General features: G+C 73.0%; 24 protein-coding genes. 11 read left to right on the top strand and 13 right to left on the bottom strand.

The window, feature by feature from the left end:
* Positions 1-12: 12 nt before the first annotated feature.
* Genes AB0L75_RS11715 through AB0L75_RS11700 form a run of 4 tightly spaced genes read left to right on the top strand, consistent with a single transcriptional unit; the run spans position 13 to position 3,376 of the window.
* Entirely contained in the window at positions 13-267 is a 255-nt protein-coding gene (locus AB0L75_RS11715) for an acyl carrier protein (protein WP_365178933.1), read from the top strand.
* 3 nt (positions 268-270) lie between these two features.
* The gene (locus tag AB0L75_RS11710; protein ID WP_365178881.1) at positions 271-1,071 is read left to right on the top strand and encodes an alpha/beta hydrolase; all 801 of its coding nucleotides are present in this window, start codon (positions 271-273) and stop codon (positions 1,069-1,071) included.
* Positions 1,068-2,258 carry a glycosyltransferase gene (locus AB0L75_RS11705; protein WP_365178879.1) on the top strand — a complete coding sequence of 397 codons (1,191 nt, stop codon included), beginning with the start codon at positions 1,068-1,070 and terminating at the stop codon, positions 2,256-2,258. Before AB0L75_RS11710 ends, AB0L75_RS11705 begins: the two co-directional genes overlap by 4 nt.
* Positions 2,255-3,376, top strand: coding sequence for a class I SAM-dependent methyltransferase (locus AB0L75_RS11700; protein ID WP_365178876.1), 1,122 nt, complete (start codon positions 2,255-2,257; stop codon positions 3,374-3,376). Before AB0L75_RS11705 ends, AB0L75_RS11700 begins: the two co-directional genes overlap by 4 nt.
* A gap of 7 nt (positions 3,377-3,383) precedes the next feature.
* Here the strand turns inward: AB0L75_RS11700 and AB0L75_RS11695 are convergent, their stop codons facing one another.
* Positions 3,384-4,274 carry a lysylphosphatidylglycerol synthase transmembrane domain-containing protein gene (locus tag AB0L75_RS11695; RefSeq protein ID WP_365178873.1) on the bottom strand — a complete coding sequence of 297 codons (891 nt, stop codon included), beginning with the start codon at positions 4,272-4,274 and terminating at the stop codon, positions 3,384-3,386.
* Positions 4,275-4,768: 494 nt separating this feature from the next.
* On the opposite strand from AB0L75_RS11695, the gene AB0L75_RS11690 reads away from it, so the two are divergent.
* Complete coding sequence (locus tag AB0L75_RS11690) at positions 4,769-5,416, top strand: DedA family protein (RefSeq protein ID WP_365178870.1); 648 nt, start codon at positions 4,769-4,771, stop codon at positions 5,414-5,416.
* A 15-nt stretch (positions 5,417-5,431) separates the two neighbouring features.
* On the opposite strand, the gene AB0L75_RS11685 is transcribed toward AB0L75_RS11690, so the two are convergent.
* Entirely contained in the window at positions 5,432-5,959 is a 528-nt protein-coding gene (locus tag AB0L75_RS11685) for a gamma carbonic anhydrase family protein (protein WP_365178867.1), read from the bottom strand.
* Between the two features lie 109 nt (positions 5,960-6,068).
* On the opposite strand from AB0L75_RS11685, the gene AB0L75_RS11680 reads away from it, so the two are divergent.
* From AB0L75_RS11680 to AB0L75_RS11670, 3 genes are all read left to right on the top strand, one after another.
* On the top strand, positions 6,069-6,833 hold the full coding sequence (locus AB0L75_RS11680; protein ID WP_365178864.1) for an acyltransferase: 765 nt from the start codon (positions 6,069-6,071) through the stop codon (positions 6,831-6,833).
* Between the two features lie 79 nt (positions 6,834-6,912).
* Positions 6,913-7,485, top strand: coding sequence for an XRE family transcriptional regulator (locus tag AB0L75_RS11675; protein WP_365178862.1), 573 nt, complete (start codon positions 6,913-6,915; stop codon positions 7,483-7,485).
* A 32-nt stretch (positions 7,486-7,517) separates the two neighbouring features.
* Positions 7,518-8,075 (top strand): YbaK/EbsC family protein, encoded by a 558-nt coding sequence (locus tag AB0L75_RS11670; RefSeq protein WP_365178859.1) that lies wholly within the window; start codon positions 7,518-7,520, stop codon positions 8,073-8,075.
* A gap of 62 nt (positions 8,076-8,137) precedes the next feature.
* Here AB0L75_RS11670 and AB0L75_RS11665 read toward each other — a convergent pair whose 3' ends face one another.
* The 3 genes from AB0L75_RS11665 to AB0L75_RS11655 all read right to left on the bottom strand — a co-directional run bounded on the left by AB0L75_RS11665 (position 8,138) and on the right by AB0L75_RS11655 (position 11,656).
* Positions 8,138-9,208: a cation diffusion facilitator family transporter gene (locus AB0L75_RS11665; protein WP_365178856.1), complete on the bottom strand. Its 1,071-nt coding sequence runs from the start codon at positions 9,206-9,208 to the stop codon at positions 8,138-8,140.
* Positions 9,209-9,382: 174 nt separating this feature from the next.
* Complete coding sequence (locus AB0L75_RS11660; protein WP_365178853.1) at positions 9,383-11,023, bottom strand: APC family permease; 1,641 nt, start codon at positions 11,021-11,023, stop codon at positions 9,383-9,385.
* A 225-nt stretch (positions 11,024-11,248) separates the two neighbouring features.
* Positions 11,249-11,656, bottom strand: coding sequence for a CoA-binding protein (locus tag AB0L75_RS11655; RefSeq protein WP_365178930.1), 408 nt, complete (start codon positions 11,654-11,656; stop codon positions 11,249-11,251).
* Between the two features lie 145 nt (positions 11,657-11,801).
* Here AB0L75_RS11655 and AB0L75_RS11650 point away from each other — a divergent pair, with 145 nt between their 5' ends.
* The 3 genes from AB0L75_RS11650 to AB0L75_RS11640 are packed head-to-tail and all read left to right on the top strand — an operon-like array spanning position 11,802 to position 13,856.
* A complete protein-coding gene (locus AB0L75_RS11650; protein WP_365178851.1) occupies positions 11,802-12,641 on the top strand; it encodes a hypothetical protein in 840 nt (279 codons plus the stop codon).
* The gene (locus tag AB0L75_RS11645) at positions 12,638-13,180 is read left to right on the top strand and encodes a histidine phosphatase family protein (protein WP_365178848.1); all 543 of its coding nucleotides are present in this window, start codon (positions 12,638-12,640) and stop codon (positions 13,178-13,180) included. The genes AB0L75_RS11650 and AB0L75_RS11645 overlap by 4 nt, the downstream gene beginning before the upstream one ends.
* 49 nt (positions 13,181-13,229) lie before the next feature.
* Positions 13,230-13,856: a YigZ family protein gene (locus AB0L75_RS11640; RefSeq protein WP_365178845.1), complete on the top strand. Its 627-nt coding sequence runs from the start codon at positions 13,230-13,232 to the stop codon at positions 13,854-13,856.
* Between the two features lies 1 nt (position 13,857).
* Here the strand turns inward: AB0L75_RS11640 and AB0L75_RS11635 are convergent, their stop codons facing one another.
* The 8 genes from AB0L75_RS11635 to AB0L75_RS11600 all read right to left on the bottom strand — a co-directional run bounded on the left by AB0L75_RS11635 (position 13,858) and on the right by AB0L75_RS11600 (position 23,144).
* On the bottom strand, positions 13,858-14,247 hold the full coding sequence (locus AB0L75_RS11635) for a hypothetical protein (protein ID WP_365178842.1): 390 nt from the start codon (positions 14,245-14,247) through the stop codon (positions 13,858-13,860).
* Positions 14,248-15,148: 901 nt separating this feature from the next.
* A complete protein-coding gene (locus AB0L75_RS11630; RefSeq protein WP_365178839.1) occupies positions 15,149-15,574 on the bottom strand; it encodes a hypothetical protein in 426 nt (141 codons plus the stop codon).
* A complete protein-coding gene (locus tag AB0L75_RS11625; protein ID WP_365178836.1) occupies positions 15,571-16,275 on the bottom strand; it encodes a vWA domain-containing protein in 705 nt (234 codons plus the stop codon). Before AB0L75_RS11625 ends, AB0L75_RS11630 begins: the two co-directional genes overlap by 4 nt.
* A 55-nt stretch (positions 16,276-16,330) precedes the next feature.
* Positions 16,331-17,554: a lipopolysaccharide kinase InaA family protein gene (locus tag AB0L75_RS11620; RefSeq protein ID WP_365178833.1), complete on the bottom strand. Its 1,224-nt coding sequence runs from the start codon at positions 17,552-17,554 to the stop codon at positions 16,331-16,333.
* A complete protein-coding gene (locus AB0L75_RS11615; protein ID WP_365178830.1) occupies positions 17,551-18,795 on the bottom strand; it encodes a serine/threonine protein phosphatase in 1,245 nt (414 codons plus the stop codon). The genes AB0L75_RS11620 and AB0L75_RS11615 overlap by 4 nt, the downstream gene beginning before the upstream one ends.
* Positions 18,792-20,186 (bottom strand): hypothetical protein, encoded by a 1,395-nt coding sequence (locus tag AB0L75_RS11610; protein ID WP_365178827.1) that lies wholly within the window; start codon positions 20,184-20,186, stop codon positions 18,792-18,794. Before AB0L75_RS11610 ends, AB0L75_RS11615 begins: the two co-directional genes overlap by 4 nt.
* Positions 20,187-20,238: 52 nt before the next feature.
* Complete coding sequence (locus tag AB0L75_RS11605; RefSeq protein ID WP_365178824.1) at positions 20,239-22,584, bottom strand: hypothetical protein; 2,346 nt, start codon at positions 22,582-22,584, stop codon at positions 20,239-20,241.
* Between the two features lie 161 nt (positions 22,585-22,745).
* A complete protein-coding gene (locus tag AB0L75_RS11600) occupies positions 22,746-23,144 on the bottom strand; it encodes a hypothetical protein (protein ID WP_365178821.1) in 399 nt (132 codons plus the stop codon).
* Between the last annotated feature and the right edge of the window lie 260 nt (positions 23,145-23,404).

Below are 23,404 nucleotides of genomic sequence, written 5' to 3'. Positions count from 1 at the left end.
GACGTCACCGCCATGCTTCGCACGGTGCTCGCGGAGTACGGCGACGACGACGTACTCATCGGCATGTCCACCACCTTCAACCGCGACCTGGAACTGGAGAGCATCGACCTCGTCACCCTGGCCGGGCTGCTGGAGGAGCGGTACGGGCAGCGGGTCAACCTCGCCGAGTTCCTCGCCGGCATGGAGTTCGACGAGATCATCGAGCTGACCGTCGGCCGGCTCGTGGAGTACGTGGTGTGGAGCCTCAAGACCACGCAGGCGGGCTGAGCCGTGGCGACGGTCGACGCCGGCGGGATCCGGCTCCACGTCCAGCGCATGGGCCCGGCCGACGGCTGCCTCCCGCACGCCACGGTCGTCCTGGTGCACGGGCTGCTCACCGACAGCCTGGCCAGCTACTACTTCACCGTCGCGCCCGCCTTCGCCGCGGCCGGACTCGACGTCGTCATGTACGACCTGCGCGGGCACGGCCGCAGCGAGCGCCCGCCCGACGGGTACACCCTCGACCACAACATCGACGACCTGGAGGCACTCCTCGACCGGCTGGCGGTCACCGGGCCCGTCCACCTGGTCGGCAACTCCTACGGGGGCACCATCGCCTTCGGCTTCGCCGCCCGCCACCCGGAGCGCACGGCCACGCTGACGCTGATCGAGTCCGAACCCGCGACCCCCGCCTGGGCGGCGAAACTCGGCGGCATCCTCGACCGGGTCATGGCCCAGCTCGCCCACAACGAACCCGACGCGATCGCCTGGATCACCGCCCACCGCGGCCACAACACCGCCCGGCTGGCCAAGGGCGCCGCCCGGCTCGCCCGCGAGACCACCCTCGGCCGGGACATCCCCGCCAGCCGAGTGCTGACCGAGCAGCGGATCAGCGCCGTACGCTGCCCGGTCCTCGGTGTGTACGGCGGTGAGTCGGACCTCGCGGACCTGGTGCCGTCGCACCGGGCGCTGCTGGCGGACTACCGGGCGGTCGTGCTGCCCGGGCACGAGCACTCGGTGCTGGTGGAGGCGCCGGCCGCCGTCGGCGGGCACATCCTGGACCTGATCGGCGCCGGGGCGGGCGTCGGATGAGCGTCTTCCTCTTCGTTGTGCCGCCGCTGACCGGGCACGTCAACCCGGCCGTCGGCGTCGCCGCCCGGCTGTCCGCGCGCGGGCACCGGGTGGCCTGGGTCTGCGCGGACCCGGCGCTGGTACGCCGGCTCGCGGGCGCGGACGCCGAGGTGTTCGCCTGCGCGGGACCGGTGCCGGGCGCCGGGGGCGCCGTACGACCGCCGGACCTGCGGGGCGCGGAGGCGCTGAAGTTCCTGTGGGAGGGATACCTGCTGCCGCTCGCCGACGCCATGGCACCGGGCGTCCGGGCCGCAGCCGAGCAGGTCCACCCCGACGTGGTCGTGGCCGACCAGCAGGCCTTCGCGGGCGCCCTGGTGGCCGAGCGGCTCGGGCTGCCGTGGGCCACGTCCGCCACCACCTCGGCCGAGTTCACGGGCGCGTACGACGGTCTGCCGAAGGTCGCCGAGTGGCTGCGGGGGAGCCTGGCCGGGCTGCGGACCCGGACCGGTGACCCGTCCGGCACCGCCGACCCGCGCTTCTCGCCGCACCTCCTTCTGATCTTCAGCACACCCGAACTCATCGGCCCCCAGGCACCGTTGGCCCCGCACATCCACTACGTCGGCCCGTCCGTCGCCGGCCGCCCGGCCGGCCCCGGCTTCCCCTGGGAACGACTGGACCAGGGCCGGGCGAAGGTCCTGGTGACCCTCGGCACGGCGAACGCCGACGTGGGCGGGCGGTTCCTCGCCGAATGCCGCACCGCGCTGCGGGAACGCGCCGACCGGGTGCAGGCGGTGATCGCCGACCCCGGCGGCCTCCTCGCGGCGCCGCCCGGTGACAAGGATGTCCTGGTCTTCCCCTCGGTGCCCCAACTCCCGCTGCTGGAACGGATGGACGCCGTCGTCTGCCATGCGGGACACAACACCGTGTGCGAGGCCCTGTGGCACGGCGTCCCGCTCGTCGTCGCACCCATCCGCGACGACCAGCCCCTGGTCGCCGGACAGGTCGTCGACGCCGGCGCCGGGGTCCGGGTCCGCTTCGGCCGGGTCCGCGCGGCCCAGCTCGGCGCGGCCCTCGACACCGTGCTCACCGACCCCGCCCACCGGGCCGCCGCCGCCCGGATCCGCACCGCGTTCCGCGCGGCGGGCGGCGCCCGGGCCGCGGCGGCCCACCTCGAACACCTCGCAGACCTCGCAGCGGAGAGCCGATGAGCGCCCACAACGACCAGAGCGAGAAGACCGGCAAGAGCGACAAGGGCGAGAGGAGCGAGAAGGGCGCCAAGACGGCGCGCGTCGCCGCCCTGCGGCCCGCCTACCAGGACGACCTGGCCGCCGGCACGGACCGCTTCTTCGCCGCCCCCCGACCCGACTGCCCCTGGTGCGGCTCGGCCCGGCTCACCACCCGCCTGCGCACCACCGACCTGCTCCAGCACAAGCCCGGCCGGTTCACCCTCGACCACTGCGCCGACTGCGGACACACCTTCCAGAACCCCCAACTGACCGCGGACGGGCTCGAGTTCTACTACCGGGACTTCTACGACGGCCTCGGCGAACAGCGCATGAGCGGCACCTTCGGCGGTCGTGACGCCATGTACCGGGGCCGCGCCGAATCCATGCTGCCGCACGACCCCGCCCCGAAGACCTGGCTGGACGTCGGCACCGGCCACGGCCACTTCTGCGCGGCCGCCCGGACCGTGCTGCCAGGCACCTCCTTCGACGGGCTCGACTTCACCGACGGCGTCGAACTCGCCGCCCGCGAGGGCCGCGTGGACCACGCCTACCACGGCGCCTTCCCGGACCTGGCCCCCGAACTCGCCGCCCGCTACGACGTGGTGAGCATGTTCCACTACCTGGAGCACAGCACCGACCCGGACCGTGAACTGCGCGCCGCCCACGAGGCCGTGCGCCCCGGCGGTCACCTCCTGATCGAGGTGCCGGACCCGCAGAGCCGCTACGCCCGGCTGCTCGGCCGCTGGTGGCTGCCCTGGCTCCAGCCGCAGCACCTGCACTTCATGCCGGTCGCCAATCTCCGGCGGCGGCTGGCCGAGCTGGGCTTCACGGTGGTCGCCGAGCAGCACGCCGAGGCACACGATCCGGTCGACCTGCTCGCCGCGGTCTGGCTGGCCCTCGACCACACCGCCCCGGGCGAGGACGCGCCCTGGCTGCCCGAGCCGCCCGGCGCCCTGCGCCGTACCGCCCGCACGGCACTCCTGCTCGCAGGGGTGCCCGCGCTGCTCACCGCGACGCTCCTCGACCGGTTCGCGATCCGCCCCCTGTCCCACCGCCTCCGCCTGGCCAACGCCTACCGCCTGGTGGCCCGCCGCGAGTGACCGCGGCTCAGAGCACCTTCGCGCGGATCAGCGCCGACAGCGTCAGCGTGCCCGGCAGCAGCGGCACCCAGTCGGTCAGTACCCGGTAGCCGATGACCGTCGCGGTGGCCACCGCCAGGGAGGAGCCGAAGGTCACGAGCGTCCACACCAGCGCCGCGTCGACCGCGAACCCGCCCGGCGCCGGCACCGCCCCGACCGCCGTGCCCGCCGCGAGATAGGCGAGCACCACGTGCGCCCAGGGCAGCCCCAGCCCGAGCGAGGCACCGACACAGGCGAGGGTGGTCCCCTGCACCAGCGGCATCGCGACCGCCCCGCCCCACAGCGCGGCCACCCGGGCGGGCCGCGTGTGCACCTCCCGCGCATCGGCGAGGGCGGAGCGCAGCAGCCCGGTCACCGGCCGCCGCAACGGCCGTACGACCGTCAGCAGCACCCCGGCCACCGCGAGCACTCCGCCGACGACCGCGGCGACCGGGACCAGCAGCCGGCCGTCCGGGACCAGATCACCGAGGCGCCGCCAGGCCGGCGACGCCGCCAGGAACACCAGGAGCACCACCGTCTTCGCGCCGGACTTCGCCAGCGAGTACAGCCCGATCGACGCGGTGGCCCGGGCGGGCGGCACCCCGCGGCCGCGCAGAAATCGCAGGGTGACGGCATGGGCGCCGAGTCCGCCCGGCAGCGCGTGATTGGCGGCACCGGCGGCGAACTGCGAGGCCAGCAGCAGTCCCGGCGGCACCCGGTCCGGCAGGGCGCCCTGCCGGACACACGCGGCCGCCACACAGTTCAGGCAGGTGAAACCGCCCCCGGCCAGCAGCCACCAGGGGTCGGCCGCGACGAGCCGCCGGATCCCCTCGGCCATCACGGGCCGGTTGGCGACGGCCCAGCCGGCGGCCAGCAGCACGGGAGCCAGGCACAGGACCAGCCGAATGTGCCGGGACGCGAGAAGGGACGAGGGCCGTGCGAGGGCCTCGGGCCCGCCGTCCCCCGGATCACCGGTCGCGGCGGAAGCGGAGGATGCGGCGGAAGCGGGGGACGCGGAGGGAGGGGAGGGCGGCAGATCCGCCGTCCGGGGACTCCGGGTACTCCGGGAGTCCCCGGAGCAGGGAGCGGACGAGAGCGAGGGGGACGGGGACACTGAGGACACGGGGACGTCGTCCTTCCGCAGCGGGCCCCGCGGCGGGGACCTGGGGGAGGCGGGTCGGGCGATACCGCGAGGAGCCTTCCCCTCCCGCGTGACACCTGGATGTCCGAAATCCGAAGGCCCGTGGGCGGGACGGTGCCACCGGCGGGTGCGGGCAAGCCGCCGTTCACCGCCGACCAGGTAGCCTTCCCTTGGGACGCTCTTTACATGCGGCGCCCCGGCAGACAAGGACGGCGACAGGGGAGGATCCGGCGGTGCACGTCCAGGAATGGCTCGACTCGGTACCGGCGGCCGCCGTCTATGCCGTGGTGGCCCTGGTGATCGGACTGGAGAGCCTGGGCATCCCGCTGCCCGGCGAGATCGTCCTGGTCTCGGCGGCGCTGATGTCCTCCCACCACTCCGGCATCAACCCGATCGTCCTCGGCGCGTGTGCGACGGCCGGTGCCGTCATCGGCGACTCCATCGGCTACGCCATCGGCCGCAAGGGCGGCCGCCCGCTGCTCGCCTGGCTGGGCGGGAAGTTCCCGAAGCACTTCAGCGAGGGCCATGTGGCCACCGCCGAGCGGTCGTTCGAGAAGTGGGGCATGTGGGCCGTCTTCTTCGGCCGCTTCATCGCCCTCCTGCGTATCTTCGCGGGCCCGCTCGCGGGCGTCCTCCACATGCCGTACTGGAAGTTCCTGATCGCCAACGTCCTCGGCGGCATCTGCTGGGCCGGCGGCACCACGGCCGTCATCTACTACGTGGGTGTCGTCGCCGAGGGCTGGCTCAAGAAGTTCTCCTACGTGGGCCTCGCGGCAGCGGTCCTGATCGGCCTGGCCTCCATGCTGATCATCAAGCGCAGGGCGAAGAAGGCCCAGCAGCAGTGCGAACGGGAAGCGGAACCGGTCAGTGCCGGGGAGTGAAACCCCCTCACGCGCCTACTGGTGCACATCCTTGTGCGCCTTCGCCAACTCCGCGTACATGGTGCCGTTGAGGGTGACCCCCTGGCGCTCCTCCTCGGAGAGTTCCCGCCTCACCTTCGCCGGCACCCCGGCCACCAGCGACCCGGGCGGCACCACCATCCCCTGCGGCACCAACGCCTGCGCGGCCACCAGCGACCCGGCGCCGATCACGGCCCCGTTGAGCACGGTCGCCCCCATGCCGATCAGACAGTCGTCCTCGACGGTCGCCCCGTGCACCACCGCGTTGTGCCCGATGGACACCCGCTCCCCGACGCTGACCGGAAACCCGGGATCCGCGTGCAGGGTGACGTTGTCCTGCACGTTCGCGTTCGCGCCCACGCTGATCTTCTCGACATCACCGCGCACGACCGCCCCGTACCAGACACTGGCCCCCGCCCCCAGCGTCACGTCCCCGATCACGGAGGCCGTAGGCGCCACAAAGGCCTCCGGATCGACCTGCGGCTCCCTGCCCCCTATGCCCACGATCAGCGCCTGCTGCGTCATCACCGTCTCCTCGCGTCCGTAAGTACCCCGCACGGTACGACACCGCGTGGGGCAAAGATCACAGCAGCCCGCTCTCTCGCCGAAGGCAACCGCTGAGTAACGTGAGCCCGTGCCGAAGCCCAAGAACACGTTCTCGTCCTGGCGCCGCAGCCTCGCCCAACGTGCGGTGCACGCGGCCTGGGCCTGGGCTCAGCGCACGGGATCCGTCACAGCCGACCACCCCGGCCGCCTGAGATTCGGCGCGATCGGCGAAGCCACCCGCCTCGCCTTCCCGCTCGGCACCGTCTTCGGCGAGCCCTGGATCCACCTCGGCTCCCACTGCATCATCGGCGAGCAGGTCACGCTGACCGCCGGCCTGATGCCGGACCTGGACCTCGGCCCGGACCCCATCCTGCGCATCGGCGACGGAGTGGTGCTCGGCCGCGGCACCCATGTCATCGCGGACACGACGGTCACCATCGGCAGCGACTGCTACTTCGGCCCGTACGTCTACGTCACCTCCACCAACCACTCCTACGACGACCCGCACGAGCCGATCGGCAGGCAGTGGCCGCGCATGGAGCCCGTGGAGATCGGCCCCGGCTGCTGGATCGGCACCGGCGCGGTGATCCTGCCGGGCGCACGGATCGGCCGGAACGTGGTCGTCGCGGCCGGCGCGGTGGTGCGCGGCACGGTGCCCGATCACGCCGTGGTGGCCGGCGCGCCCGCCCGGGTCGTACGGCGCTGGACGCCCGAGGAGGGCTGGCAGCCGCCGCTGCGGACCCCGGCACCGGTGCCCATACCGGACGGGACGACGCCGGACCAGCTGCGCGCGCTGGCGGAACTGGACGAGGACGCGGTGGCCCGGCTCGCCCAACTCGAAACCGAAGGGTGAGTAAAATCCTTCGTTCCCTGTATTGAACTCCGGACTCCCGGACTCCCGGACTTCCGGAGCCCTTCTCGATGGACGTGATGTGTCGGACCTCGATCTGCTGACCCAGTCCCTGGCGCGCAACGTCAAGCGCTGGCGCACCGAGCGCGGCTTCACCCTGGACGCGCTCGCCGCCCGCGCCGGAGTCAGCCGCGGCATGCTCATCCAGATCGAGCAGGCCCGGACGAACCCCAGCATCGGCACCGTCGTCAAGATCGGCGACGCACTCGGCATCAGCATCACCACCCTGCTCGACTACGGGCAGGGCCCCACCGTCCGCATCGTCCCCGCCGAGCAGGCCGTCCGGCTGTGGCACACGGACGCCGGCAGCTACAACAGGCTGCTCGCGGGCACGGAGGCCCCCGGTCCGGTCGAGATGTGGGACTGGCGGCTGATGCCGGGCGAGTCCAGCGCCTCCGAGCCGCACCCGGTGGGCACGGTGGAGCTGGTCCATGTCACCGCCGGCGAACTGACCCTCACCGTGGACGGGGTGAAACACCTCGTGCCGACCGGCGCGAGCGCCACGTTCGAGGCGAGCACCCAGCACACCTACGGCAACGAGGGCGACGTACCGATGGAGATGGTGATGGCCGTCTCGGTGCCACCCGTTCGCTGAACGGCACCGGGGCGGGCTGTTAGCGTGCGGCCATGCGCGCACCCATCGGAGACTTCGACACCGCCACGCCCGTCCCGGACTGCCTGGAGGAGCTGACCGTCCCGGTCGCCGACGCCGTACGCCACTGGCAGGGCACGGTCCCCGCCGACCGTGTTCTCTACGTCGAGACCGACCCGCGGTGGGCGGACACCGCCGTCTTCGTGGAGCACTACGGCCGCGAGCTGCTTCAGCAGTCGGCGAACTGCGTGGTGGTCGCGGGCAAGCGCGGCGGTGAGACCACCCTGGCCGCGTGCCTGGTGCTCTCCACCACCCGGGTCGACGTCAACGGTGTCGTCCGTCGCCAACTCGGCGCGCGCAAGGCCTCGTTCGCCTCGATGGACACGGCGACCGGCGAGACCGGCATGGAGTACGGCGGCATCACCCCGGTCGGACTGCCCGCCGGCTGGCCGGTGCTGATCGACGCGGCCGTCGTCGACCTGCCCTACGTCCTCGTCGGCAGCGGCCGACGCCGCGGCAAGCTCCTGGTCCCCGGCAAGGCCCTCGCGCAACTGCCGGGCGCCGTGGTGCTGGAGGGCCTGGGGGTCGCCTGAGACCGGGCGGCGGGGTCTCGGGGGAGGGCGGACCGGCCATGCCGCCTCGCGGCCGCCCGCGGTCAGGCCGTCAGATGATGGGCCAGCGCCAGATGCGGGTCCCGCTCGCCCGGCACCGGTGCCGGATCGGCGTGCACCAGGGCCGCCGTCAGCCCCGGTACGGCGTGCAGCAGGGCGTGTTCGGCCTCGACGGCGACGGCGTGCGCCTGCCGCAGCGTCGCCTCGCCGTCCACCACCACCGCGAGTTCGGCCCGCAGCCGGTGCCCGATCCACCGCAGCCGCAGCTCGCCCACCTCGCGCACGCCCGGCACCGCCCGCACCGTCCGCTCGGCCCGGTCCACCAGCGCCGGGTCGACGGCGTCCAGCATCCGCCGGAACACCTCCCGCGCCGCGTCCCGCAGCACCAGCAGGATCGCGACCGTGATCGCCAACCCGACGACCGGGTCGGCCGGTCGCCACCCCAGGGCCGACCCGCCCGCGCCCGCCAGCACCGCCAGCGAGGTGAGTCCGTCGGTCCTGGCGTGCAGCCCGTCGGCGACGAGCGCGGCCGAGCCGATCTCCCGGCCCACCCGGATCCGGTACCGGGCCACCCACTCGTTGCCGGCGAACCCGACCAGCGCGGCCACCGCGACCGCCGGCAGGTGCGTGACCGGGCGCGGATCGAGCAGTCGCCCCATGGCGGCCCACGCCGCGAAGGCCGCCGAGGCGGCGATGGTCAGCACGATCACCAGCCCCGCGAGGTCCTCGGCGCGGCCGTAGCCGTAGGTGAACCGGCGCGTCGCCGCCCGCCGCCCCAGTACGAAGGCGATGCCGAGCGGTACGGCGGTCAGGGCGTCGGCGGCGTTGTGCACGGTGTCCCCGAGCAGCGCCACCGAACCGGAGACGGCCACCACGGCCGCCTGCGCCAGCGAGGTCCCCCCGAGCACGCCCAGCGACACCCACAGCGCCCGCATCCCGCGCGCCGAGGACTCCATGGCCGGGTCCAGCTTGTAGGCGCTGTCGTGGGAGTGCGGGGTGAGGAGATGTGCGAGGCGGTGCCGCAGGGCGGCGGCAGGGGTGCGGGCATCGTGCGCGGGTTCATGCCCGGCCTCGTGCCCGTGGTGTTCATGCCGGCGAGGATGCTGGTCGTTCACGTGGGTCCCCCTTCCGGTGTGCGGGGGTGGGCGCGGGGCGCCCACGGGACCAGTATGTGCGCGTGAGCGCATGCATGCACCTGTCACCTGCACAGATGACCGGCGTACCCCCGCATCACGACGGTGTCCCGTCAGCCGGATCCGGCTGACGGGACACCAGAGGGGAGGGGGTGATCAGTGCGCCGGAGCGTCGGTGACCACGACCTCCTCGATGCTGCGCTCGATCGCCTCGGGGTTCGAGGCGGTCGCCTTGGCCCAGTAGTAGATGCCGAGCGAGAACGCGGCGACGACCAGGATGTCCCACCACAGCGGCAGGTCACCGTTGCCGCCGAAGGTGCTCAGGTAGGAGAGCACGCCGATGCCCACCAGGTAGGGCGGCATCCACTGCGCGGCCTTGAAGTCCAGCCGGGGGGCGTCGGGCAGGCCCTTGCGGATCGCGTAGGCGGCGTAGGAGCCGAGCAGCACGTAGCCGATCAGGATCGCGCAGCCCAGGCGCCACAGGGTGTCCCAGCCGGACCAGAAGATGATCAGGTTGGCGACCACGAACGACAGCGGCGAGATGATGTTGCCGAAGGGCAGCTTGTACGGACGGTCGTGGTTCGGCAGCCGGTCCTTGAAGACGCCGTAGGCCAGCGGGGCACCCGCGTACATCAGCACGCTCGCCGAGGTGATGAAGCCGACCAGCGTCTGCCAGCTCGGGAACGGCGCGAAGCAGATCACACCGGTCACGAACGACATGGCCAGGCCGAACCACGGCACACCGCGCGAGTCGGTCTTGGCGAAGATCTTCGGCGCGTAGCCGTTCTTGGCCAGGCCGTAGGAGATACGGGACGTGGCGGTGGTGTAGATCAGGCCGGTGCCGCCGGGGGAGATGATCGCGTCGGCGTACAGGACCCAGGCCAGCCAGCCCAGGCCGACCAGCGAGGCGAGACCCGCCCAGGGGCCGCTGATGCCGGCGTAGGCCAGGTTCGCCCAGCCCTTCGCGAAGGAGGCGTGCGGCAGGGCGGCGATGAAGACGACCTGGAGCAGGACGTAGATCGTGGCGCCGATGGCGACCGAACCGAGCGTCGCGCGCGGCAGGTCACGCTTCGGGTTGCGGCTCTCGCCGGCCAGCTGGATCGCCTGCTCGAAGCCGAGCAGCGCGAAGATGATGCCGCTGGAGCTGATCGCGGTGAGGACGCCCTTGGCGCCGAACGGGGCGAAGCCCTCGGAGGTGAAGTTCGACGGGTGGAAGTTACCGATGGCGATGATGAAGATCGCGGCGAGCGGGACGGCGATCTTCCACCAGGTGGCGGCGCTGTTGGTGTGCGCCAGGACGCGGACACCGAGGAAGTTGACGGCGACGAACACCGCCATGAGGAGGACCGCGACGACGATGCCGCTGGTCGTGAGCGTGCCGTTGGCGTTCTGCAGCCCGTCGGCGAAGCGCCAGTGCTTGGCGTAGCCGATCATGGCCTCGACCTCGATCGGGGCCACCGTCGCGGCCTGGAGCCAGGAGAACCAGCCGAAGGACATACCGGCCAGTCCGCCGAAGGCGTAGTGCGGGTAGCGCGCGGTACCGCCCGCCACCGGGAACATGCCGCCGAGTTCGGCGTGCACCAGTGCGAGCAGCACGATCGCCACCGCACCGATCATCCACGAGATGATCGCCGCGGGGCCAGCCGCCACGACCGCCTTCTCGGCACCGAAGAGCCATCCGGAGCCGATGATGGAGCCCACCGAGGCCCACATCAGACCGATGAGTCCGACGTCTCGGCGCAGACCACCACCGGTGTCGCTTGTGGCTACCGGTGCAGCCTGGTCGACGTTCGCCATGTCAAGGGGCCTCTCAGATCGTAAACGCAGGATTAACGAGCAAGGAGGCCACAGGCTAGGGAGCCTTTCCGAGTGAGCAAAAGAGTGTTAACCAAATTTTGACCTGGGATCTTAGGTGTCTTGGACGCACGCCCGGTCACCGTCTTGTCACAGCTCAGATGCCCACTCGGAATGTCAATATTCAGCGGCGAATTGTGAGTAGAAGGAGAGATTCGCTGAGTATCGCTACTGCAGAACGGGAATTTCGATGGCCGGGCAACGATCCATCACCATGTCCAGACCGGCTGCTCGGGTCCGCTCGCAGGCGGCCTCGTCCACGACGCCGAGCTGGAACCACACCGCCCGCGCCCCCTTCGCCACCGCCTCGCCGGCGACCGCTCCGGCCAGCTCGCTGTTGACGAAGACGTCGACCACATCGACGTCGAAGGGGATGTCCGCGAGGGAGGCGTACCCCCGCTCGCCGTGCACCGTCTCGGCCCTGGGGTGCACGGGCACGATCCGCTTGCCGTACCGCTGCAGCACCCGCGCCACCCCGTACGCGGCCCGGCCGCGGTTGGCGGACAGGCCCACCACGGCCCAGGTGTCGCCCAGCTCGGTCAGGATCCTGCGGATCGTCGCCTCGTCGCCGTACACGGCCGCCTCCTCGGGCTGCGGGGAACTGTTCCCCACGGCAACAGCACCCTGGCAGGTCCGGATTCCCGGCCCCGCCACCCCGCCACCGCGTCCGAATCGGCGCAAGGTGCCTGCGTACGGCCGTCCACGCGCCTACGCTCAGCCCGTGCTGCGCATCCTCGACGCCCGAACCGGTGAGCCCGTCCCCGCCGCCCCCGCCCGCCGCGGCCTGACCCGCATCGAGGCCCGTGCCTTCGGCCTCGACCCGACGGCCCTGCGGGTGCTGCTCACCGCCGACCTCCTCGTCCGCGCCCTGGAACTGGGCGGCACCCCGGTCTGGACGATCCTGACCGCGCCCCACCGCCACGCCGAACTCCGCGCGGCCGCGACAAGCCTGTCCATCCGCCCCTTCGAGGACGGCCGCGACCTCGCCTCGGGACTCGGGGAGGCGCAGGCCATCCACGTGACCTCCGAGACCGCGGACGTCCCCGGCGGCGGCCCGGTGGTGGGGGTGGCGCCGGTGGAGTGGACGGGCAGGCCGGCGGGAGACCGGGGCGCGGGCTCGTCCTCGGACGGGGCCGGGTGGTCCGGCGGCGATACGGAGGCCGGTCTTCCGGACCAGGCGCGGCCCTCCGCAGGAAACCCCGCCCTCTCGGTCCTGCTCGCCGACCCCGCCGCCCTCCGGCTCGCCCTGCTCTCCGTTCCGCGCGGTGAACCCGTCCGGTTGAGCCCCGTCACACTGGAGGAGGCCGGTCAGCGGCTGGCGCGCTGGCGGCGGGCCGTGGCCGGGTGGGCGCGGCGGCCGTCGCGGCCGGTGCCCGACGAGGTGCGGGCGCGGCTGCGCTCCGCGTGGGAGGACGACCTCGACCTGCCCGCCGTACTGGACGTGCTGCGGGCCGTGGAGAGGGCCCCGGACCTGCCCGACGGAGCCCGCTTCGAGACGTATGTCTACGCCGACCGCCTGCTGGCCCTCGACCTCGCGCGCGACCTCGGGAGGCTCGTATGATCACTCGGGCGGGCACCGGCCCGCTGCGCCGGCTGGTGGTGCTGCGGCACGCGAAGTCCGCCTGGCCCGAGGGTGTCGAGGACCACCGCAGGCCGCTCGCCCCGCGCGGTCTGCGCGACGCCCCGGCCGCCGGACGCGCCCTCGCCGAGGCCGACTGCCTGCCCGACCTCGCCCTGTGCTCCACGGCCGTGCGCGCCCGCCGCACCTGGGAGCTGGCCTCCGCCGAGTGGGGCACCCCGCCGCCGGTGCGCTACGACGAGCGGCTGTACGCGGCCGACGTGGCGGATCTGCTGGAGGTGGTCCGCGAGGCGCCGCCCGAGGTGGAGACGCTGCTGGTGGTGGGGCACAACCCCGGGCTGGAGGAGCTGGTCCTCGAGGTGGCGGGGGACGGGCTCGACGACACCCTGGACCGGGTACGGACGAAGTTCCCGACGTCCGCGATCGCCGTCCTCTCCTGGCACGGCCCCGGCTGGCCGGCCCTCGGTCCCGGCACGGCCCTCCTGACGTCGCTGACCGTGCCGCGCGGGAGCAAGAAGTAGCGCCACGCGCGCGTGGCCGCCCCTCCCCGTCACCACATAGGCTGACCGGATGCAGGACGAGTACCGCACAGTCGCCCACGCGGGCGTGCACGAGATCGAGATCAACCGCTCCCGCTTTCTGTGCGCCCTCGCCCCGGCCGCCACCGAGCAGGAGGCGCAGGACTTCATCGCCGCCGTGCGCAAGGAGCACGCCGACGCCACCCACAACTGCTGGGCGTACGTCATCGGCGCCGACGCCTCCGTACAGAAGGCCAGCGACGACGGCGAACCGGGCGGCACCGCCGGGGTCCCCATGCTCCAGATGCTGCTGCGCCGTGAGATGCGCTACGTCGTCGCGGTCGTCACCCGCTACTACGGAGGCGTCAAGCTCGGCGCCGGCGGACTCATCCGCGCCTACGGCGGCGCCGTCGGCGAGGCCCTCGACGCCCTCGGCACGCTCACCCGGCGCCGCTTCCGGCTGGCCACGGTGACCGTCGACCACCAGCGCGCGGGCAAGGTCCACAACGACCTCCGTGCCACCGGACGCGAGGTGCGGGACGTCCGCTACGGCGAGGCCGTCACCATCGAGATCGGCCTGCCCGACGCCGACGTGGACGCCTTCCGCGCCTGGCTGGCGGACGCGACGGCGGGCACGGCGGAGTTCGAACCGGGCGGGGAGGCGTACGGCGACGCGTGAGTCAGGACGGTGACGGATCCGGGGTCAGCTGCTCCTCGCCGATCTGCCTGCCCGACTCGTACACCGTCACGACGCCGTCGTGGATGACGTAGCGGTACTCGCCGTTGCGGGCCTCGTAACCGCTGCTCGCCGCTGTCGCCCTCATGGCGATCCCCTTCTCCCGGCCGTCGCTGAACTCGCCGTAGTAGTACAGCGAACCCGACGTCGTCCGGCACAGGGTGATCTGCTTGTTCTTCGTGTGGAACGCCTGGACCAGCTCGGCCCCGTCCCCGTCGGGCAGCTCCGCGGCGATCCGGTCCGGGCAGGACGGTGTGCTGCTGGTGCGGGCCGAGCCGCCGGTCTCCTTCGAGCTGTCGCAGCCCCGGGCCACCAGACCGAGCAGGAAGAGCACGACGAAGACCCCGATGCAGCCGCTCAGACAGCCGCCGGTCCTGGACCTCCTGGCGGGCGGGGTGTACCGCCCTCTGGCAGGCGTGGGGTAGACCGGCGCCGGACGCGGGGGCGGTGCGGCCGGGACACGCGGCGCGGCCGGCCGGTAGCCGGTGGTGGCGGACGACGGGAAGAAGACGCCTTCGTCCGTGCGCGGCCGGTAGGGGCCCGGTGCCGTCCCGCCCCGCCCGCCCGTCGTACCCGACGTGCCCGATGTGCCCGGACGGGACGTCCGCGGTGCGCTCCGGGGCGTCGAGGGGGAGGAGGGCGTGCTGCGCGTGGTCCAGGGCGAAGCGGGGGAGGTCGGGGTGCTGCGCGTGGTCCAGGGCGAAGAGGACGAGGTCGGGGCGCTGCGCGGGGTGGTCCGGGGTGTCGAGGACGACGGCGGCGGTGTGCTGCGGGGCGTGCTCTTCCTGGGCGGTGTCTTGCGGGGCGCCGGTTTCCCGGCGGCCGGGTCCCCGGACGGCGGCGGCTTCGGGGTGCGACTCCGCGCGGCCTTCCAGGCAGTGCCGCACGCGATGCACACCACATCCGTACGCGCGTTGTTCGTGTCGCACTCGGAGCAGCGCCAAGGACCCGGCGGGCGTCCGGCACCGCCGGGCCGCTTGGCGCCGGGGCGTGCGACACCCCCACCGGACCCCGACTTCTTCGCAGCCGGCCCGGTGCCCGGCTCCGGCCCCGGCTTCGCGGCCGGCTTCGGCCCGGACCCGCGCGGAGGCGGCGTGGTGGCACGCCGGGTCTCGCCACAGGTCGTGCAGGACCTCTCCGCGGGCGCGTTGAACGTGTCGCAGTCCGCGCAACGCCAGTTGGCCGATGCCGCCACGTCGTTCTGTCCCTCCTTCTCGTGCTCGTCCGGCGCGCGGTCAGCCCGTGTCGCTGTCGACGCGGGCCGTCACCGCGGCGAACAGCTCCTCCGACGCGGGGGACGCGGGCGCGTTCAGCCACCCCGGAGCGTCGAGCGGCACCCGCTGCAGCTCCGACTCCTCGGCGGTGTCGGGCGCGTGCTCCGGGATGCCGAAGCTCTGCTGCAGCTTCTCGGTGTACTCCGCTGCCTCCTCCTGCCGGTCCGCGGGGACGTCCACCCGGACCACCAGGAGTCCGGGTGTCGGCCCCTCGGGGAAGCGCAGATGGAAGACCCACTGGGACAGCCCGTCCGCGCCCTGCGGCACCAACCGCAGCTGGGAGCAACTGCGTACGTGCGACCTGACCTTGCCGTAGCGGAGCCAGTGGAAGACCAGATGGCCCGTTGGGTCGCACTCCAGCTCGAAATCGGGCCAGTCCAGCTTCACAGGCTGTTCGCGATCGTCTCGATGATCTCGTCCATCTCGAACTCCTCCAGGCCCTGGCCGGCCTTGGACGCGAAGTGCAGCGTGAGGTCCCACTCCTCGGCGATCGGATCGGACCACGGCGCCTGGTCCGGAGCGAACAGCACCAGCCGCTTCGCCGACTGCTCCATCACCGCGGTCTGGCTGCGCGCGTACCCCCACTGCTCGAACAGTTCGTCCAGGCTGCGCGGGATGCCCGCCGGATACGACGGCACGTCGGCGTGCCTGCCCAGCGGATGCGCCGGGGCGTCGGTGAACATCACGATGACATGACGCCTGCGGTCGAGGCCCTGTTCCCAGGGCGAATTGACGGCCAGCGCGAGCGCCTCCAGACCCGACTCGGGAATGTCGCCGCCACCGGAGGCGTCGATGCCGCGCACGAACTCCTCGAAGTCCCGGCCCTGTTCGGGCAGGTGGAGGAACCCGGTCTGCTGGATGGCGTTCGAGGCGTCGTCGCCGAAGTCACGGAAGGCGATGACCTTCAGCCGCAGCTGGCTGATCGCCTTGCCCTTCTTCGCCATCACGTCGTTGAGCCGGTCGTGGAACTGCAGCGCGCTCGACTTCACGTTGTCGAGGACGGGGAACATGCTGCCCGTCGCGTCGACGCACAGCACGATGTCGACGGCGTACTGCAGATTCCCCTGGTACTGCTCGATGTTGCTCATACGGAGTCTCCTGGGTGGTTCGGGCGGGGTGCGTCGGTCGACGGCGGCAGCGGGGTCAGGACGAGCCGGGGCGCGGACGCCGGTCACCGAGGTTGATGCGCACTCGGGAGGTGCGTTCCGCCGGGGCGTCGGTGGCCGGCGGTGGTGTGGGGGCCGCCGGCGGTGTGGGCGGTGCCGGCGTGGCCGGGGGTGAGGGGCTGTCGTCCGCGGAGGGAGTAGGGGGCCGCTCCGGCGGGGGCGTCTCGGCTCGGGGTACCGATGCCGAGGTGAGGTTCTTGGCCTTGATCCGGCTGGAGCGCGCACCCGGAGCGGAGGGCTTCGCGGCCCCCGGCGCCGCGGCGGGCGTGCCCGCCGGGGACTTGGCCTTCGCGGTCCCCGGGCGGCGATGCTGCAGGGTGCACACCTTCGGGTCGGTCAGCGCCTTGAGGAACGTCGTGATCCGCGGGCGGCTGCCCGGGGCGCGGGCGGTCATGGCGCGCAGCAGGCCGAGCAGGTCGTCCGACAGCCGGGTGTCCAGGTCGAGGTGCTCGCCCGCGTTGACGGCGTCGGCCGGCGAGCCGTACCGGCTGTCGTGGTGCGGCAGTTCGCCCGTCAGGTACAGATGGGTCATCAGCCCGAGCGCGAAGACGTCCACCGCGCAGGTCAGGTGCTGGGGGCCGACCGAGTCGTCGCGCTGCATGTAGCGGCGCCACTCCGGGGCCCCGTACACCGAGTCGCCCGCGATGTCGTCGGGCTCCGGCGGCTTCCCCGAGACATAGGAGTCGTCGAAGTCGATCAGCTTCGCCGTGTGGAACGCGGCCCCGTCGCGCTTCTGCACCAGCACGTTCAGCGGCTTGAGGTCCCCGTGCACGACGTCGATGTCGTGCAGCTGCTTCAGACTGTTGCCCAGCGTCTTGAGCAGCACCATCTTGTTGCGGGGCTCCAGGGCCTGCGGCTTCTCCAGGCTGGTGGTGTCGATCCGCTCGGTGACCTTGTAGTAGGTGCTGCCCTCGTGGAAGAAGTCGGTGGCCAGCACCAGGTTGCCGCCGCCGCGTGCGTCCGGGCGCAGCCGTTCCATGATCGTGCGGTGCCGGTCCTCGAACTCGCGGGCCACCTGGCGCCGGATCCGCACGCTCGGCGAGTCCGCCGCGTCGTCACGGGGCCGCTTGGGCTCCAGGAACCGCTTGACGAAGTACTGGTTGCCCCCCTTCTCGGCGAACGCCCATATGCATTTGCCGCCGTTGGCGTTCGTGGGCTCGCTGATGATGCGGTAGCCCCCGATGACATCGCCCTGTTTCATGCGTGCTCCTCGAGTGCCGGAGGCAGATGGGTCTCGTAGCCGGGGCGGTAGACGTGCCAGGTGCTGTCCTGCCAGGTGCGGACCCGGGCCGGCAGGTCCGCGGAATCGTCCGGCGCGGCCGCGGGGCCGGGCCCCGCCCCGCCGCCGGGGGAGAGGCGGTCCAGGCCGCGTGGCCGGGTACGGACATACCGAGCGGTCAGCTCGTCCAGGCGCGGGGCGAACTGCTCGCGTAAATGCTTGAAGCCGTGGTAGCCGAGTGCCACGAGGGCGAGAGAGGCGTCGTCCGCGGTGCAGGCCTGTACCGCCCGGCGGATGAGATCGGCCCACTCCTCGACCGTGCCGGCCTCGTGCAGGGTGCTCAGCAGCAGGTTCTCGAAGTCGGCCGGGGTGTGCACATAGCCGAAGAACCCGTCGGTCGCCGACACCAGCACACACGGGAACGGCTGGAACAGCCGCTGTCCGTCGATGGCGAAGTCCCGGTCCGCGCACACCAGATTGGTCATCGGCGGGTCCGTGCGCAGCAGTTCCAGGGCGTCGCTCTCCCGGGTGTGATCGCGGGTGAGTACGTGGAGTCCCGTGTCGGGACGCAGCACGTACGCGCGTGAGTCACCGGCCCACAGCGGTCGCAGCTCCAGCTCCGGCTCGGCCTGACGGCGCACCAGGCGGTAGTGCACGGCCGCGAGAGTGGTGGGCAGCTGGCGGCGCATGGTGCCGCTGATCTTGCTGCGGCGTTGCGGTGCATGGCCGAGGAAGTACTGGAGATAGCGGTGCAGGGTCTCCGGTGTGGCCGGTTCACCCTCCGCCGCGACATCGTGGAACCAGTGGTCCGTGGCCAGCCGGGCCACCCGCGCGCCCACCCAGGCGCCGGTGCGGCTCTCCCCGTCGGACGCCTGCCAGACGGGAGCGGCGCCGGCGCCGCCCGATCCGTCGAAGACCGCGAGCACGCCCTGATCACTGTCCATGTGGTGGGCGACGAACGGATCCGCGTCCTCGCCGCGCCCCGGGACCCGCTCGGTCCACACGGAGATCGCCAGCAGGCCCTCATGGTCCACGCACCAGATCCGCTGCGGCACCGGCCGGCCGTCCGGCGGGGCGGCGACGGACGGGGACAGCGCGTGCGCGGACGGGGGCGGTGGCTGCGCGGCGGCCCCTGCCCCCTGCCCGGGCGGGACGGCCGGATACCCCGCCGGTGCCCCGAGCGGGGCCGGGGGCTGCGCGGTGTGCTCCTGGTGGCCGGTCATCGGCGCTCCCCACTGCTGTCGGACGTGTCCGGGCGGTGCTTCTTGGCGGTCCCGCGTATGCGGCTCACCCGGGGGGCCGTGCCGTCCGTACGGCGCTCGGCCGCGCCGTGGTCGGCGCGGGTGCCGTCCCGGTCACCCGCCACCCGGCCTCCGGTGCCGCCTTCACCGGCGCGGTCCCTGGTACCCCCGTCGGTGCAGTGGTCGGCGCGGGAATCGGCTGCTGTACCGCGGTCGGTGCGGTGGTCGGCTCCCGGGCCGTGGCCGTCGTCCGCCCGTCCTCCCCCGGCGCCGGGCAGCGGCTCGTCCTCGGGTGGGCCCGCGGGCCTCTCCGGGCGGGGGCGACGGCCGCCGGTGCCGGAAAGCCGCGAACCGGACGTGCTCTCCTCGCGCGGCCGGGCACCGTCGGCGGCTCGGCCGCCGTCGTCGCCGTACCGGTCCCGCAGCACCTCCCCCTTGAGCGGCTCGCGCTCCCCGCCACGCCCTCCACGGTCCTCGTCGCGGTCGTCGGCACCGGGCTCCAGGGCGCGGGCGAGGCTGCCGCGCAGCCGACCGCGCCGGGCGGCCGTGTCGAACAGGCCGTCGCCGTCCCGCAGTACCTCCTCCAGTACGGCGCGCTCCAGTTCCGCCTGTTCGAAGGGTTCCCGGTCCGCGTCGCCGCGCTCCAGGACCATGCGCATGACCTCGCGCCGGACCTCCCGCTTCTCCGCCTCGGCCTTCTCGATCCAGGCGAGGGCGGCGCGCGGGCCCTCCTTCTCCATGATCCCGGCGATCAGCCCGTCGACGCCCTCCTCGCGGATCATGTCCAGGTGGCGTCTGCGGCGCATGCCCTCCAACCGGGTCTCGCGCACGACGTCCCGGTACTCGCGCCCGCTGGTGGCGATCTCCTCCTCGTCGACGAGGAGTTCGATCTGGATGTTGCGCAGCCGGATCGCGTCATCGCCGCTGAAGGGGGCCAGGGCCGCGTTGAGCGCCATCTCCGTCTCGTGGAACTCGGCGATGTCGTGGTTCCGGGCGACCGCCTGCAGCTGCTTGCGCAGATAGCCGTAGAGCGCGCCGCTCATGTCGCGGATGCCGCGCGCGACCACCTGGGCGGGGTCGGCGACCCGGCACACGAGGTCCACGCGGCTGCGGAACGAGAACGTGGGGTCGCGGCTGAGCAGCGGGATGTCCAGGATCAGCCGGTGCTCGGTCATGTCGACGGTGAACACGCTGCGATACGCCCCGAAGCGCGCCGAGGGGATCTCCTCGCCGCTGCGGATCGTCAGCGAGGGGCCGCTGCTCGGGACGAGGACCAGGGCCCGGCCGGGAGCCGGTGGCCGCAGCGGGTTCACCAACCGCCACTTGCGTATGTCGTCGCTGCTCAGGACCGGGTCGTAGGTCTCTTCCTGCATGTCTCCCCCTCTCCTTCGGGTGCTCTCGCGGACGGCGGCTGCGCGATGGCCGTCACCGGGCGCGGTCGAGTGTGCGCAGCAGGCGGGCGGCGCCCGCCGATGGCTTGTCGCGGTGGTGGGCCCACTTCTCCAGCCACCAGGTGAGCCGCTCGCCGTGCCGTCCGGGCCGGCGGGCGACGGATCTGAGCAGCGCGGCGATGGCGTCGAGGGAGTCCGGGCTCTTGTCGGCGTAGTCGTCGATCCATGTGCGCAGGGCTTCCAGTGCGGAGTCCTGCACCGGCCGGCGGGCCAGGGCACGCGCCCACAGCTCGACGAGCCGGTCGTGGTGCCAGGGCAGTTCGCTGAGCAGGACGGGCACGCCGGGCACGCGTGCGTGGCCGCGGTCGTCGGCGGTGTCGATGACCGGTTTCTCGTACGGCTGGGACACCGCGAACACGAACGCCGACAGCGACTTGACGACCATGGGGGACAGGTCCTGGGGTTCGGACCATTCCAGGTAGGCCTCCAGGACCGCCGCGGTCTGCCCCCGGTGGATGAGGTGGACACCGCCCCAGGCCACCGACGGCAGGGTGCCCCAGTCGTCCTCCCGGTCCAGCGCGCTGCGCAGGACGGCCACGGCCCGGTCCGGGGCGGCACGGCCGAGTAGCCCTCCCACCGTGTTCGCCGCCGTACCGGCCAGCCGGCGCCGGTACGCGGAGGCGTCGCCGCCCGCCCACTCGTGCAGCAGCTCCCACACCGCCTCCGCCGTCTCCGCTCGGCTGCCCGCCACTCCGAGGGCGGTGGCCGCGGCCTGGCGCAGCGGCCAGGAGGTGCTGCCCGCCCAGATCGTGAGGAAGCGGTGCACCGCGTACTGCGGATCGGTGCGCGCCAGCACGCCGGCCGCGACCGCGGCCCGGGCCCGCACCTCGAGGTCACGGTGGTTCAGCAGGCCGCGCAGCCAGCCGAGGACGGCCTCGCGGCGTCCGTCCAGCAGGTTCCAGGCGTAGGTCAGGATGGCCTGCCCCAGCAGCGCGCTGCGGAACCGGACGCGGGGGGCGGCGAAACCGCCCGCTTCGGGCACGTCGAGCCGGATCCACTGCTGCTCGTGGCCGAGCCGGTCCCCGAACCGGAGGTCGGGCGGGGCGACTTCGGGTTCGACGAGGGCTGCCCGCAGCTTCACCGCCGCGTCCGCGACGGTGAGGTAGCCGCACTCCTCCAGTACGGCGGCCGCCAGCGCGAAGGCCACCGCGTCCGGTGCGCGGTACCGGTTGAACCAGGACCGCACCTGTTCGCTCGGGTCGCGCAGCCGGGCCACCTCGGCGGCCACATCGCCGTCCGCGAGGATCACGGAGGCGAGCCGGGCGGCGTTGCGGGCCGCGGGCTGCTCCCGGAGCGCCGCCGCGGCACCGGTGCGCTCCAGCAGTCCGTGCAGATCCGCGTACGCGTCCGGGGTGCCGCCGTGGCCGAGCACCCGCCGTTCCACGATGGCCAGGGGGTCGACCGGGACGAGCGGGTGCCGGGCCACCTGGTCGAGGCCCGGTCCGGCCGCCAGGACGTTCAGGTCGTGGCCGCCGGTCAGGGCCAGGAAGCAGCCGGAGGCGCGCAGCGCGGCGACGATCGCGGCCCACTGGGCGGTGCCGTGGGTGTGCCCGCCGAGGAAGGCGGAGGTGAACGTGGCGTCGATGCCCGGCCCGTCGTCGAGTGCCGCCAGGTAGCCGGAATTCTTCACCGGTGGTTCCCAGCCCGCCTCCAGTACGGCCGCGGGTCTCAGCAGCCGGTGGCAGCCTCCGCCGCCGCCGTCCATGGCCAGCGCCTCGCCCAGCAGGTTCACGGCGACGGCCTCCCGGCCGCTGCCCGGCGCGGCGGTGAGCACCAGCACCCGCATCTCGAGCAGGGCGTCCAGCGCCTCGCCGTAGCCCTCGGGCGCGACGAACAGCTCGGTGTGATCGGCGATGTCGGTGGCATCCATGGCGAGCACGGACACACCGGCCGACCGGGCTGCGCCGGTTCGGCTGCCGTCGGTGTGGAAGCCGCCGCCGAAGCTCACGTCCGCGTTGAACAGGGCGAGCGTGCCGATACGGGTCCCGGAGGCGTCGGCGCTCAGCCGCCGGGCGATCTCGTCGGCGATGGCCCCGGCGCGCAGCGCCTCGGACCGCTCCGCGTCGTCCGGCCCGCTGCCTTCGACCAGGGAGCGCAGGGCGTCCTTCTCGCTGACCGGGCCGTCGTGCTCCTCGGCATCCGCGCGCGGGGGCTCGGTGTCCCGCGTCGCGGCGTCCTTCTTTTCGGGCTCCGCCGCGCCTGCCTCTGCATCCGGGCCCCGCTTGGAGGGTTCCCTGTCCTTGTGCCGGGGCGGATCCCCCGGGCGGTCCGCGGTGTCGGCTAAGGACCGGGGGCCCTCGGAAACGCTGTCCTCGCTCATGATCTGGTTTCTTCGGCCTTCGAATCAGCGGTGCGGTCGGTGCGGTGGCCGTCGTGCACAGGGCGGACACGGCACGCGCGCGTGCCGTGGGCCACGGGGGAGAGAAGTCGGACGTCCTGCCATGCGCCGGGCGTCCGGCCCGCCCGGCGCCAGCGTCGGCGCTACGACGTCGTCCAGTTCCCCTGTACGTCGATCTTGCCGTTGAACACCTGGGCGTTCTTGATGAGCGCGGCGCTGATCTGGGCCCCGGACCGGCCCTGCGCGGCGACGGCCTCGTCGACGAACCGGCGGATCTCCGCCTCGAAGTCCGGGTCGAGCAGCATGTGCGCGGCGAGCTGCCGCTCAAGGGCCTGCTGGGCGTTCTCGTCGTCGGGGGAGCCGGCGAGCCGGTCCAGGGCGCTCTCCGCGTCCGCGTTGCCCCGGAACCGCGCGCGGATCCGTTCGAGCAGGCGGGCACCGCCGGCCCAGCCCGAGCGGCCGGCCTCCTGCCCCGCCGTCTCCAGCGCTCCCTTGACCACGAGCGCCACACCCGCCGCTGCCACGGCTGTCACCGGATCCATCGCGTTCCCCCGAAATCCCGCCCGAACAGGGCAGTCAATTTAGGGGACGTCGACCGGCAACGGAGTGCTTTTTCTCACATTGGCCGAAAATAGCCCGAACCTGATCCGGCGCCGAGCTATCCGCCCCCCTCGGAGGATGCCCGCAAACGGCGAGCGGGGCCGCCGGAGCGGCCGCTGGGGCGGCCGATGGGGGAGGAGAGGGGCGAAGCGGCGAAGACGGGAGTAACCGCCCGTGATGTCAGACCCGGCCGTTAGTCTCG

The sequence above is a fragment of the Streptomyces sp. NPDC052101 genome (assembly GCF_040680235.1).
In the GTDB taxonomy this organism is placed as follows: Bacteria; Actinomycetota; Actinomycetes; order Streptomycetales; family Streptomycetaceae; genus Streptomyces.
The sequence above is the reverse complement of the archived record's forward strand: the minus strand, read 5'-3'. Positions and strand labels throughout refer to the sequence as shown.

What these genes read in the sequence shown, in the direction of transcription:
- AB0L75_RS11705 (WP_365178879.1), top strand. Translation starts at nt 1,068, where the DNA reads ATGAGCGTCTTCCTCTTCGTTGTGCCGCCGCTGACCGGGCACGTCAAC.
- AB0L75_RS11640 (WP_365178845.1), top strand. Translation starts at nt 13,230, where the DNA reads ATGCAGGACGAGTACCGCACAGTCGCCCACGCGGGCGTGCACGAGATC.
- AB0L75_RS11605 (WP_365178824.1), bottom strand. Translation starts at nt 22,584, where the DNA reads ATGAGCGAGGACAGCGTTTCCGAGGGCCCCCGGTCCTTAGCCGACACC.
- AB0L75_RS11620 (WP_365178833.1), bottom strand. Translation starts at nt 17,554, where the DNA reads ATGAAACAGGGCGATGTCATCGGGGGCTACCGCATCATCAGCGAGCCC.
- AB0L75_RS11645 (WP_365178848.1), top strand. Translation starts at nt 12,638, where the DNA reads ATGATCACTCGGGCGGGCACCGGCCCGCTGCGCCGGCTGGTGGTGCTG.
- AB0L75_RS11615 (WP_365178830.1), bottom strand. Translation starts at nt 18,795, where the DNA reads ATGACCGGCCACCAGGAGCACACCGCGCAGCCCCCGGCCCCGCTCGGG.
- AB0L75_RS11670 (WP_365178859.1), top strand. Translation starts at nt 7,518, where the DNA reads ATGCGCGCACCCATCGGAGACTTCGACACCGCCACGCCCGTCCCGGAC.
- AB0L75_RS11625 (WP_365178836.1), bottom strand. Translation starts at nt 16,275, where the DNA reads ATGAGCAACATCGAGCAGTACCAGGGGAATCTGCAGTACGCCGTCGAC.
- AB0L75_RS11660 (WP_365178853.1), bottom strand. Translation starts at nt 11,023, where the DNA reads ATGGCGAACGTCGACCAGGCTGCACCGGTAGCCACAAGCGACACCGGT.
- AB0L75_RS11600 (WP_365178821.1), bottom strand. Translation starts at nt 23,144, where the DNA reads ATGGATCCGGTGACAGCCGTGGCAGCGGCGGGTGTGGCGCTCGTGGTC.
- AB0L75_RS11610 (WP_365178827.1), bottom strand. Translation starts at nt 20,186, where the DNA reads ATGCAGGAAGAGACCTACGACCCGGTCCTGAGCAGCGACGACATACGC.
- AB0L75_RS11715 (WP_365178933.1), top strand. Translation starts at nt 13, where the DNA reads ATGCTTCGCACGGTGCTCGCGGAGTACGGCGACGACGACGTACTCATC.
- AB0L75_RS11685 (WP_365178867.1), bottom strand. Translation starts at nt 5,959, where the DNA reads ATGACGCAGCAGGCGCTGATCGTGGGCATAGGGGGCAGGGAGCCGCAG.
- AB0L75_RS11700 (WP_365178876.1), top strand. Translation starts at nt 2,255, where the DNA reads ATGAGCGCCCACAACGACCAGAGCGAGAAGACCGGCAAGAGCGACAAG.